This window comes from Shewanella sp. FDAARGOS_354, assembly GCF_002209245.2.
Classification (GTDB): Bacteria; Pseudomonadota; Gammaproteobacteria; order Enterobacterales; family Shewanellaceae; genus Shewanella; species Shewanella xiamenensis.
In genome coordinates this window covers 4,516,141-4,528,582 of the sequence record NZ_CP022089.2, presented here as the reverse complement: position 1 = coordinate 4,528,582, position 12,442 = coordinate 4,516,141, and the positions used below count along the sequence as shown (strand labels likewise).

General features: G+C 41.8%; 11 protein-coding genes. 4 read left to right on the top strand and 7 right to left on the bottom strand.

The genetic code is table 11. The features are described from left to right. Nucleotides 1–58 precede the first annotated feature (58 nt). Nucleotides 59–397, top strand: coding sequence for a P-II family nitrogen regulator (locus CEQ32_RS20410; protein ID WP_037422289.1), 339 nt, complete (start codon nt 59–61; stop codon nt 395–397). Then, nucleotides 394–1,710: an ammonium transporter gene (locus CEQ32_RS20405; protein ID WP_088586720.1), complete on the top strand. Its 1,317-nt coding sequence runs from the start codon at nt 394–396 to the stop codon at nt 1,708–1,710. Before CEQ32_RS20410 ends, CEQ32_RS20405 begins: the two co-directional genes overlap by 4 nt. A gap of 59 nt (nt 1,711–1,769) precedes the next feature. Here CEQ32_RS20405 and CEQ32_RS20400 read toward each other — a convergent pair whose 3' ends face one another. From CEQ32_RS20400 to CEQ32_RS20375, 6 genes are all read right to left on the bottom strand, one after another. Further along, on the bottom strand, nt 1,770–3,314 hold the full coding sequence (locus CEQ32_RS20400) for an EAL domain-containing protein (RefSeq protein ID WP_069454305.1): 1,545 nt from the start codon (nt 3,312–3,314) through the stop codon (nt 1,770–1,772). Nucleotides 3,315–3,401: 87 nt separating this feature from the next. Next, nucleotides 3,402–4,274, bottom strand: a complete 873-nt coding sequence (locus CEQ32_RS20395) for a DMT family transporter (RefSeq protein ID WP_088586719.1) — start codon at nt 4,272–4,274, stop codon at nt 3,402–3,404. 192 nt (nt 4,275–4,466) lie between these two features. Then, the gene (locus CEQ32_RS20390) at nt 4,467–5,690 is read right to left on the bottom strand and encodes a DUF819 domain-containing protein (RefSeq protein ID WP_088586718.1); all 1,224 of its coding nucleotides are present in this window, start codon (nt 5,688–5,690) and stop codon (nt 4,467–4,469) included. 16 nt (nt 5,691–5,706) lie between these two features. After that, nucleotides 5,707–6,591 (bottom strand): LysR family transcriptional regulator, encoded by an 885-nt coding sequence (locus CEQ32_RS20385; protein ID WP_088586717.1) that lies wholly within the window; start codon nt 6,589–6,591, stop codon nt 5,707–5,709. Between the two features lie 114 nt (nt 6,592–6,705). Then, nucleotides 6,706–7,734, bottom strand: coding sequence for a porin (locus tag CEQ32_RS20380; RefSeq protein WP_226871852.1), 1,029 nt, complete (start codon nt 7,732–7,734; stop codon nt 6,706–6,708). A gap of 372 nt (nt 7,735–8,106) precedes the next feature. After that, nucleotides 8,107–9,315, bottom strand: coding sequence for an IS4-like element IS10A family transposase (locus CEQ32_RS20375; protein WP_001206290.1), 1,209 nt, complete (start codon nt 9,313–9,315; stop codon nt 8,107–8,109). 86 nt (nt 9,316–9,401) lie between these two features. On the opposite strand from CEQ32_RS20375, the gene CEQ32_RS20370 reads away from it, so the two are divergent. Continuing rightward, complete coding sequence (locus tag CEQ32_RS20370) at nt 9,402–10,610, top strand: flavocytochrome c (protein WP_320060513.1); 1,209 nt, start codon at nt 9,402–9,404, stop codon at nt 10,608–10,610. A gap of 9 nt (nt 10,611–10,619) precedes the next feature. Here CEQ32_RS20370 and CEQ32_RS20365 read toward each other — a convergent pair whose 3' ends face one another. Continuing rightward, complete coding sequence (locus CEQ32_RS20365; protein ID WP_001206290.1) at nt 10,620–11,828, bottom strand: IS4-like element IS10A family transposase; 1,209 nt, start codon at nt 11,826–11,828, stop codon at nt 10,620–10,622. A 149-nt stretch (nt 11,829–11,977) separates the two neighbouring features. Between CEQ32_RS20365 and CEQ32_RS20360 the strand changes: the two genes are divergently transcribed. Next, on the top strand, nt 11,978–12,406 hold the full coding sequence (locus CEQ32_RS20360; protein ID WP_088586715.1) for an FAD-binding protein: 429 nt from the start codon (nt 11,978–11,980) through the stop codon (nt 12,404–12,406). The last annotated feature ends 36 nt before the right edge of the window (nt 12,407–12,442 follow it).

The window sequence follows — 12,442 nt, the reverse complement described above, 5'->3', positions numbered from 1 at the left end:
TGGCCTAATTCCTGCTATATCCGACAAACTGATGCCTGATGTTTGTTGGAGAATAAAGTTGAAACTCATCACCGCAATTATTAAACCTTTCAAAATTGATGATGTACGTGAAGCGCTCACTCAACTGGGCGTCCACGGCATGACAGTGACTGAAGTGAGGGGTTTTGGCCGGCAAAAGGGACATACAGAGCTCTATCGCGGCGCCGAATATGCTGTCGACTTTCTTCCCAAAATGAAGCTTGAAATCGCGATCCACTCAGAGCTTGAAGAAGCTGTAATCGAAGCCATCATCCAAGCCGCTCGCACAGGCAAAGTCGGTGACGGTAAAATTTTTGTCACTCCGCTCGAACAAGTGATCCGCGTTCGCACCTCTGAAGAAGGGAGCGATGCCATATGATCAATCCAAAATCTAAGTGCAGTTATCAAGCGTTACTTATCCTCATCGCGAGTAGCTTTACCGCTCCAGTATTCGCCGATGAGGTGCAGTTAAGTGGTGCCAACACCGCGTGGATTTTAAGTTCATCAGCCTTAGTATTACTGATGACGCTCCCTGGACTGGCATTATTTTACGGTGGACTGGTGCGTAGCAAAAACGTGCTCTCCATTTTAATGCAGTGTTTTTCGATTGCTGCTATTGCCTCAATACTCTGGTTTGTCGTGGGTTACTCTATCGCCTTCGATACAGGCAATGGTTTTATCGGTGGACTAAATAAAGCATTTTTAGCCAGCATTGGTCGTGAGAGTATGAGCGGTGATATTCCCGAACCTTTGTTTATGCTATTCCAAATGACCTTCGCCATTATCACGCCAGCGCTGATTATCGGCGGCTTTGCTGAGCGAATGAAATTTTCTGCGGTACTCATATTCTCAAGCACTTGGCTGCTGTTAGTCTATGCACCTATTACCCACTGGGTATGGGGTGGCGGCTGGTTAGCTGAGCTTGGGCTCTATGACTTTGCCGGCGGCACAGTCGTACACATTACCGCAGGGGTGGCGGCACTGGTTGCGGCAAAAGTACTTGGCCCACGCAGGGGATTTTTAAACTCAGCGATTATGCCCCACAACTTGACCATGACTGTCACAGGTGCGGGCATGCTGTGGGTGGGCTGGTTTGGCTTTAATGGCGGCAGCGCCTTAGGCGCCAATGGTACAGCGGCAATGGCGATACTCGCGACCCATTTGGCGGCGTCGATGGGTGCCATCACTTGGGCTGGGATTGAATGGTATAAATTTGGTAAAGCCAGCGCACTTGGTATCGTTACAGGTATGGTAGCGGGTTTGGGAACAATCACGCCTGCATCGGGTTATGTTGGCCCAGCTGGAGCCTTAGTGATTGGTTTTCTTGGCGGGGTGGTCTGTTTCTTTTCAACGGTTTACATTAAACAAAAATTGAAGATTGACGACTCTCTCGATGTATTTCCTGTCCATGGTGTAGGCGGCATCCTCGGTACGTTGCTCGCAGGCGTTTTTAGTTCGACTCAACTTGGGATCTTTAGCGGCTATGGTTTTGCCACTGTTAACGACACTATGCTTGACCAACTCGGCGTCCAAATGATTGGTATCGCGGCGACCTTTAGTTATACAGCAGTAGTGACTTGGCTCTTGTTTATCGTTATTAGCAAACTCCTTGGAGGACTGCGTGTCAGCAGTGAGCAAGAAGTGAATGGGCTCGATCTTTCTGAACATGAAGAAACGGGTTATAGCCTGTAAGCACATCAACCTCTTCGCAAAACCTATAACCGTCAGGATACCTATCCTGACGGTTGTTGTTAGTTGCGTTTCTTCAGCCAAAGGGCAAGCTCATCTAATTTCATCGGTTTAGCGAATAAATATCCTTGCAGAAAATGCACATCACGACTGATTAAATAATCCGCCTGTTCCTGTGTTTCTACCCCTTCTGCTACAGCGACATAATTCATTTTATGGCAGAGTTCGATAATAGTATCGAGCACATGGGAAGTGACCGAATCTTGGCCTATGGTATCGATAAAGCACTTATCTATTTTAAGGTAGTCCAAGGTAAAGGTTTGCAGCAGCGATAAGGTTGTCTGTCCGGTGCCAAAATCATCAATAGCGACTAAAATGCCAAGCTCACGCAATGCTGTAATTCGCTCGCACATATCCGCCGTTAATAGCTGCCGCTCGGTAATCTCAATCAAAGGTTGAACACCAATTTGAGAAAAAGCATCCTTTAAATAGCGAAATTTAGCTTCAATATCACTTTGAATAAAATGCTCAGGTGCTACGTTAAAGCCAATTCGAAACCCTGGCTGCACGGAAAACAAACTAAAATCGGCTAAAGCGCGTTCAAAAATATAATTAGTTAGCGGCACGATCAGTTGGCTCTGCTCGGCGATGGGAATAAATAGATCTGGCCGCACCAAGCCCATTTGCGGATGTAGCCACCGCACTAATGCCTCAACCCCTTTAGCCTTACCGTCTTCAGTACAAATAATAGGTTGGTATACAAGGAAAAATTCTTTATTTTCGATCCCGCTTCTAATATCGTCGGCCAGTGAATAGCGGTTATTTTTACGCCAAAGATGTAAACCGACTAACCAGGTAAATGCCAAAAAAACGGGGAGCGATAGCCCAAAAGATATCCAGAAAAAGTACCAAAAAAACGCTTGCGAGACCTCAAGTAGGATCACCAATTCCGAATTATCAGCCTTTACGGCAACAACTTTCCCATCACCAAACTGTGGCACAGTCGGCAATGTCGCGCCCTTCAACCCCAACACCACATTCAGCACAGGACGAGGAAACACCTCAGGCTGAATAAAGCTGTCGATAAAATATTGCCCTTCAATAATCACAACCGCTCCACTCGTTTGGTTGGCCTGCGTAGCAATAACAATGATGGCAGGGACACCTAAACGCGCAGGCGTTTCAGGAACAATAAAATAAGTAGGCTCTTTTAGGGTCGGTTCAGGTAAGAGTGTGTTCAGTGGAAAATCAATTTCACCATTTGTGGATGAACAATAAAAACCATAAGCATTAAAAAGCAGTACACCACGATAATAGGGCTTAAACTTCATATACTCATTCAGGTCACTACAATCACCTTGACTAAGAGTGATGGCATGCTGACCTATAGACTCAGACTGGCTTAACAAATCCTCAAGCCGTTTGAGATTAAACTCACCAACTTCATGCACCTTTTTCTCAACCAAATAACTCGTCACCATAAAACTGGATGCGATAGCCAAGACAACAGGAACAGACAACATAATGAATAAATGCTTGCCTGAAAGATCGTACTGGGAGATGAATAAGCGTAACAGTGACGACAGGCTGTTAATACGATTCTGCATCCGGAATCCTTATCTTGTTGCCGTTATAGCGATTTATCTTGGTTAAACATTGCGTTGCATATGATAAATATAAAACAGCTCAAATACTCATCCCCACATCACGAGTATGGCAGCAACCGCAATGAGTGCTAGACCAAGCATTTCTTTTATTTTTACGCGTTCCTTTAACCAGAATGCGGAAATCAACATCATAAAAAAGATTTCCACTTGGCCTAAGGTTTTCACATAAGGGACAGTTTGTAACGACATCGCACTGAACCAACCAATAGATCCAAAACAACTTGTAGTACTGGTCAGCAAGGTTAACTTAGGCCGTTGTAACAGGCCGATTAATGTTTCTTTATCCTTTAAAACCAAGTAACTGGCTAGCACGATTGTTTGCAGGCTAATCACCAACAACAACACCCAAGCCGCACTATGAGGAAAACCGACATCTAACCTCAAACTAGCTTCTCGCACCCAAAGCGAAGTCAGCGCAAAGGCGCTGCCACTGGCAATGCCAAGGAGCACAGTGCTTAGGGATAGCTGCCTAAGCCCCTGCTTAGCACTCAGCAAAAATACAGCGATACCGCCCAAGATAACCCCAACCCAGCCGAGTAAGGATAAATGGGTACCAAAGAACAATGTTCCTAAGATTGCCGCGACTATTGCCTCACTCTTAGCAAGCCCGGCACCAATAGCAAAGTTTTGCTGCTGGAATAGCTTAACCATCAGGCCGGTCGCAAGGATCTGCATCATGGATGCGCCGATAATAAAGCCGAAAAATTCCGCCGTAAAATGTGGTAAGCCGACATTATCCCAAAGATATAATAGTGCAAGATACAAGGCCGCAATTGGGCCTGCCCAAATAAACCGCGCTAAGGTGACGCCCGCGACCTTAACCTCTTTACTCAGTTGGCTCTGAAAGGCATTGCGCCACGCCTGCATAAACGCAGCGAGCAAGGTAAACAAAATCCACATAAACCTATTTCCACCAAAGCATGTTCTCTTGCTTCGACGCAAAAGATAAGACAAGCATCATACCCCACATGGAAACATTAGACACGACACAAAGACTGATAAATGCCTTTGAGATCATACGCTAGTATGGTCATCGATTAAATAATCGCTATAAAAACGAATATAAAATATACATAATAATTTGAATATTAATTATGGATGTATAAATTGCATGAAAGAGCCAATAATTGATGCAATAAATGACGCCCATGTATAACCCAACACAGCCATTAAAACCGCGATAGATCCTAATTTAGGATGGAAAGCACTCGCAACAACAGGCGCTGAAGCTGCGCCCCCAATATTACACTGACTTGCAATAGCAAAATACAATATGGGCAGTTTAAAATATAAACAAAATAATAGTAGAATAATTATATGAGTAAAAAACCAAATCAACCCAATAATAAAATAGTAGAATATGGATTGAAATGAAGCAAACTCAACATTTAATCCAATATTCATAATCATAAAGTACAGCAAAAAAAATGAAACAAACCTGACTTGTTTAACAAACACATGTCTTGCATAGGTCATCGAGAGTAAAATACCTAAAAGTGTTGACAAAATCATAGACCAAAAGAAACTTGATCCTAGGTTATAATGCAATAAATAAGGAAAACGATTATTCACTGTTAGGGATAAAAATTCGGAGACCGAATGACAAAACAAAAAAATAAATAATGAAAAAGAAATGAGTAACATACAGCCAATAAAATGTTTTTTGCCATCTAACCTTGTTATATCATCTTCAATAAAAACAGGTAAATTGTTCAAATCAGCATCCAACATTCTATCAATCGCTTTTTGTTTTTTAGCCAAAAACAACAAAATAGCCATCCATACGCCAGAAAAAACCACATTTATCGTCATCATTACTGCAAAAATGGCCTCGCCAACTTGATGAATTTCTTTGACTACAAGTTGGTTTGCTGTACCGCCCAACCAGTTCGCCATTAATGTTGCCATGCCACGCCATGCTGCATCGCCACCTTGCCATAAAAGCTCTTCTGGAAATAATTTAGAGCCAATCCATAAACTAATTGGCCCTCCAATACAAACACCAACAGTTCCGATGAAAAACATCAATAAAATCTTTCCACCGACTGACTTTAATGTAATAAAATCCGTACTCACAATTAGCAAAAATAAACTAAATGGAATTAAGTGCGCTTTAAAATAGTCATCAACACTTGACCTACTTGCATCTACCACATTAAAAAAACTAAATACAGCAGGTAAGGTATAGCAAATGAACATGACAGGAAAAACACTATAAAAGCGTTTAAAAAAAAGACAAGATGAAGAGTTTGAATATAACACAACGACAAGAAGTGAGATTAAAAACATAACGATTCCACATTCTGAAGAAATCATTTATTTCACCCACTTTCTAACTAGCATTATTTAAAAAATTCAAAAAAATATTAGACTGTAATGAAAGCTCATCAGACTCTCGCTGGATTGACCAATAAGTGCGTTTATAATCCCATCCTTTCAAATCGATCAAACATAACTCCCCCCGCTCTAACTCTTCTTTTATAGCCACATAGGGTAAAACACTCAAACCTATACCCGTTCCAATTGCACGTTTAATCGCCCCAATAGTAGACATACAAATGTCATTTCTGACATACACGTTTAAACTTTTTAACAATTGAACAGCCCTAATATGTGACAGAGAGGACTCATGGTCAAAAACCCACAATTGTTCACTTAAAATATGATTAGAACATGCTTGCTTTGCTACAGGATGTGAGCACCCACTTACAATGCAAAGCTTATCTTGCATCCATTGCTCGCATATTAGATTTCTACTTGCAGGCTTGGCATCAATGAAACCTAAGTCGATTTCTTTTTCTGATACCATTTTTTCAATCACCAGACTATTCTCTATTATGAGTTTAATTTTTACGTCTGGATATTTATCTTTAAATAATGGGATCTTTCTGGATAAAACATAGTTACCAACCGTTTTACTGCTACCGATCACTAAACAACCTTTAACGCCATCCTCAGCAAAATTAAAAAGCTTCTCTAATTCATTTCCCTTACTAAGCATTTCATTAGCATAAGGCAGAATAATTTTTCCATGGGCATTTAGCTCCAAGCCACCACCAGCTCTTTCAAACAGTCGACATCCTAGCGAGTTCTCTAATTCTTTCAGAGCCATACTCACTGCAGGAGTTGACATGTGCATCAGTTTTGCCGCTTTTGAGATCTGCCTCTCGGTACAGATAGCCTTAAAGATCATTAACTGCCTTAACGTAATGCGCATCTACATCCCCAATAAACTCCAGTTGGAACAAGATAAATGAAAGATACATTTTTTAACATGACTGATATCTAATTTTAATAAAGCGGTCTATTAGACCGCTTTATTTGATATGTTCTAAAAAAGGTATCTTGTTGAAAAAGAAATCAAAGTATCGTCAAACTCATTATTACCTTTTGAATCTGAGTACTCGCCTTCAAAGTAGCTTACTGCTGCACCAAATGTTAATTCCTTCATCAGATTATAATCGACACCAATTGAATATTGACTCGCATCACTATTATTTAATGTTTTAAGATCTGCACCAGCATTTTTGGTAATTTTCCCCAGACCAGCATCATCTTTAAGGTACTGAAACTTGAAATCATATTTATTAACAGGAATACTCATACTTAATAAATATGAATTGCCTTTAACATTTTCATAAATACTGGATTTAGAATACTGATATATCGCCCCCACTTTTATAGATGAAATAGCAACACCAGCAACAACTCTTGTTGCCTCTAACAAATTTAGTCCATCAGCATAGGCAAGAGAAAGATAACTATTTCCTTTTTTAAATGAAGGATCACCATATACTATACTAACAGCATAATTGTTTTGATTGTCAGCAAGCATTGGATTTTTTTGATTAAAATCATCATCGAAAGCATATGTAATGCCAAGAGACATGCCTGCAACTTTTGCAGTATTGATCGTGACTAAATCACCTAACCGGTCATTACCTGCAATAATCATATTCATATCACTTGATGTAATATTGAATAGATCGACTTTACCTTCTGAAGTTTTGAATACAGTATCATTTCGCCCAAAAACGACACTACCATATTTAACCTTAAAGCCTAAATATGAGTTACGCGGTTTAAAAATATTTGTATCATCATTATCAAAACTTTCAACTCCGGCTTCGAACTTATATATCAAACTAAAATCTTCATGCACATCATAATCACCTTTAATTCCAACGTATGAGGCAAAATTCTCAAGTGAAAAACCATTAACCTTTTCATTACCAGAAATACCATGACTAGAGTTTGATACACCAAGCCACAATCTCCCATAAAAATCTAAGGGCTCAGATAAAGCTTGATTAGAACAAAGTAATAAAGCAACAGGCACAAAACAATTGGTATATTTCATAAATTTCATCCTTTAACATAAAAACGTAATTATGCTAATTCTATGTTAAAGATTCCGTTTGAACTTTAATCACACCTCTAATATAAAAATGATTAATTAAAAATTATTTAAAACAATTTCAATTTTATTTAACCACAACAATTTATTGCGCAACATCACCATTTAGCAATTAATAAAAAAATATCATAAGTGATGATTACCTCAATAAAACTATAATTGGAGAATTATATGAAGTTAACACTTTTAAGTTTTGTCTTGTGCTCCATCTTTTCTACAGCATCTTGGGCTGCAAATGACAAAAATGATCTGGCCTCTTTTCATAAAGAAATGGGAGGATGCAAGAGCTGCCACACTCAACCCTGAAGGATCCCCTCATAAATCAGCCATAGCATAGCCATATTTGAGCAACTGATTGGCGAATAATACCCAGGCCGCCAGCAATTCTTTCTCAGTGATTTGATAATCAGGCCGCCTGAGTACCTCCAATCCCAAGCGAATCGTTGAGAGTACCGTTCGATGCCCAATGGTATTGGCCTGAAAATGCTTATCCCAGCCCTGTTGCTGTGCGTGTAAACCAACTAGCCACAACAGGCATTGAACCATCAACGCTATCAGTAGGATGATGTCGAATCGCTCTGGACTGTTGGTACGACTTTGGCGTAAGCCAAAGCCGTATGCCGGGCTTTTGAGGTCACGAAAGGTTTCCTCTATTTGCATACGTTTGGCGTACAGGTTTACCAGCTGCTTTGGGCTCCGAGATTCTGGTGGTAAATTGCTGGCTAACACCCAAGGCTCTTTCGCCGATGTTGAGTACGTTTTTGCCGATGGATGGTGGCAATTAGTCCTCGTTGAACGCTGATTTGTACGCCCCTTAGGTTTGCTACGATAAAGCGTGAGATGGCAATTGATAGGGTTAGTTTTGGTCAAAGTCTTACAACCCAGGCTCTTCGCTTGACCGTTGGCCAAGTCATGTGTACTGCGAACTGCACGCCAATTTTCAGCGCCAATATCTGCAAATTGAACTGTACCGCGAATACGGCTTAGCCAAAACCAACCATGCGCCTCAACCTCTTTGTACCAAGGCACTTTGAACCCCGCGTCAGTCACGATGAGAGGGGTAACATGCAAAGGTAAAATCTTGGCTAAGTCCGCTAAAAAACCGTTGTGGGAGGCCTTAGAGCATTGTTCTGATAGGGGATAGGACTTCTCATACAGGGTAATAGAGCGGCCATTGAAGGCTATTGAGGCGCGCAGAGCCATGATGCGTTTATGCTCTCGGATGTCTGACCAATCGACGAGCACAATCGGCATAGGGTTACCAGAACAGATGAGGCTGGCATGCCATTGGTAGACAGCTAACCGTTCTTGATGCAGATGCGTGTTGCCGAGCAAACGATCAATGCGCTTGATGTTGTGCTTGGTTCGGGCCGTGGTTGGTAAATTTCGACCTAACTCAGTCAAGGTCAGTGTCTTACATTCAATCAGTGCCTTAGAGGCCAGCATCAAGCTGTTTAATCGTTTTAGGTGAAGTTCTGGGCAGTATTGGTGTAAAGAATGTTGTAGGATATTGGCTTCGCGCATCTTGTTGTCCAAGTGTAGTTTTTAGCGAAACCATTTGATCATGCAACAAGATGCGCTTCCACCCTAATTTGATGATTTATTTGTAAATCATCAGGGGATTCTTCAGCACTCAACCTGGCAAAGTATCTGACAGTGAAACTTATGAAAATCAGCAATGTAAATCATGTCATGGTGAATACAGTGCTTTGGCTAATCCTAAACTAAAGCTAGATCCTCACGCATCACATTTAGGTGATATTAACTGTACAAGCTGCCATAAAGGTCATGAAAAACCCAAATTATACTGTAATGAGTGCCACTCATTTAAAGGGCTTGAGATGCCTTTTAATAGTGCACAATCTAAAGAACCATGGGATAAAGGTTGGGACAATGATGCAATCAGCAAGGCGATTGCAGCTGGTCCAAAAGAAACGACGGATGTCATTGTTGTCGGAGCGGGAAGCGCAGGGTTTAATGCTGCTATCGCAGCGAAAAAAGCAGGAGCGCAAGTAGTATTACTCGAAAAAGGCCCATTTAGTGGTGGTAACTCTATGCTTGCAGCTGGCGGTTACAATGCAGTAGGAACTGCTCAGCAAAAAGAACATAAAGTGGATGATAAAATTGAATGGTTTGTTGAAGACACAATGAAAGGTGGTCGCTATGCCAATGATCCAAAGTTAGTGCAAATATTAGCTGAGCAATCTGCTGATGGTATTAAATGGTTAGAATCTTTAGGTGCAAACATGGATGACTTAAAACGCTCAGGTGGCGCAAGAGTTGACCGCACCCATAGACCCACAGGAGGTTTAAGCGTTGGTCCACATATCATTGATGTATTGAGAAAAGCTTCAGTAAAAGAAGGGGTCGATACTCGGCTTAATTCTAAAGTTGTCAAACTTGTGATTGATGAAGACCAAAAAATTGTCGGCGTAGTCGTCCATGGAAAACATTCTGGCCACTATATGATTGCTGCTAAATCAGTTGTTCTAGCAACCGGTGGATATGGTTTTAATAAGGAAATGGTCGCATTTTATCGTCCAACGTTTAAAGGGATGACTAGTTCTAATAACATTACTTCCACTGGTGATGGTATTGAGCTTGCCAAAGCAATCGGAGCGAGTATGACCGATATTGATTGGGTACAAGCTCATCCAACTGTGGGAAAAGATAGCCGCATTTTAATCTCCGAAACTGTTCGAGGGGTAGGTGCAATTATGGTTAATAAAGATGGTAATCGTTTTGTCAGTGAATTAACGACTCGCGATAAAGCATCCGATGCCATTCTTAAACAGCCTGAACAATATGCTTGGTTCTGAAGGATCCCCTCATAAATCAGCCATAGCATAGCCATATTTGAGCAACTGATTGGCGAATAATACCCAGGCCGCCAGCAATTCTTTCTCCGTGATTTGATAATCAGGCCGCCTGAGCACCTCCAATCCCAAGCGAATCGTTGAGAGTACCGTTCGATGCCCAATGGTATTGGCCTGAAAATGCTTATCCCAGCCCTGTTGCTGTGCGTGTAAACCAACTAGCCACAACAGGCATTGAACCATCAACGCTATCAGTAGGATGATGTCGAATCGCTCTGGACTGTTGGTACGACTTTGGCGTAAGCCAAAGCCGTATGCCGGGCTTTTGAGGTCACGAAAGGTTTCCTCTATTTGCATACGTTTGGCGTACAGGTTTACCAGCTGCTTTGGGCTCCGAGATTCTGGTGGTAAATTGCTGGCTAACACCCAAGGCTCTTTCGCCGATGTTGAGTACGTTTTTGCCGATGGATGGTGGCAATTAGTCCTCGTTGAACGCTGATTTGTACGCCCCTTAGGTTTGCTACGATAAAGCGTGAGATGGCAATTGATAGGGTTAGTTTTGGTCAAGGTCTTACAACCCAGGCTCTTCGCTTGACCGTTGGCCAAGTCATGTGTACTGCGAACTGCACGCCAATTTTCAGCGCCAATATCTGCAAATTGAACTGTACCGCGAATACGGCTTAGCCAAAACCAACCATGCGCCTCAACCTCTTTGTACCAAGGCACTTTGAACCCCGCGTCAGTCACGATGAGAGGGGTAACATGCAAAGGTAAAATCTTGGCTAAGTCCGCTAAAAAACCGTTGTGGGAGGCCTTAGAGCATTGTTCTGATAGGGGATAGGACTTCTCATACAGGGTAATAGAGCGGCCATTGAAGGCTATTGAGGCGCGCAGAGCCATGATGCGTTTATGCTCTCGGATGTCTGACCAATCGACGAGCACAATCGGCATAGGGTTACCAGAACAGATGAGGCTGGCATGCCATTGGTAGACAGCTAACCGTTCTTGATGCAGATGCGTGTTGCCGAGCAAACGATCAATGCGCTTGATGTTGTGCTTGGTTCGGGCCGTGGTTGGTAAATTTCGACCTAACTCAGTCAAGGTCAGTGTCTTACATTCAATCAGTGCCTTAGAGGCCAGCATCAAGCTGTTTAATCGTTTTAGGTGAAGTTCTGGGCAGTATTGGTGTAAAGAATGTTGTAGGATATTGGCTTCGCGCATCTTGTTGTCCAAGTGTAGTTTTTAGCGAAACCATTTGATCATGCAACAAGATGCGCTTCCACTCTAATTTGATGATTTATTTGTAAATCATCAGGGGATTCTTCAGTGCTTGGTTAGTCTTTGATAATGAGCTTTATAAAAAAGCTAAAATGGTTCAGGGATATGACCATTTAGATATGCTTGAAAAAGCAAATACAGTTTCTGAACTTGCTAAAATTACAGGCATGAAAGAAAGCTCATTAGAAAAAACGGTTTCAAACTACAATCGTTATTTTAAACAAGGTAAAGATGAAGAGTTTGCTCGCGAACAAATGCCATTGCCACTAGAAAAGGCGCCTTTTTATGCCGTAAAAGTGGCTCCTGGTATCCACCATACTATGGGTGGTGTCGCCATTGATACCAAAGCTGAAGTGCTCGATATTCAAAGTAAACCATTAGTCGGCTTGTTTGCTGCTGGCGAAGTCACAGGTGGTGTACATGGGTATAATCGCTTAGGTGGCAATGCCGTTGCAGACACTGTGATTTTTGGAAAAATTGCAGGCACTAATGCGGCAAAACATGCGTTAGAAACTAAGTAACTCAAGCTCAGATGTACTAGTTCAGAGAGGCGTGGA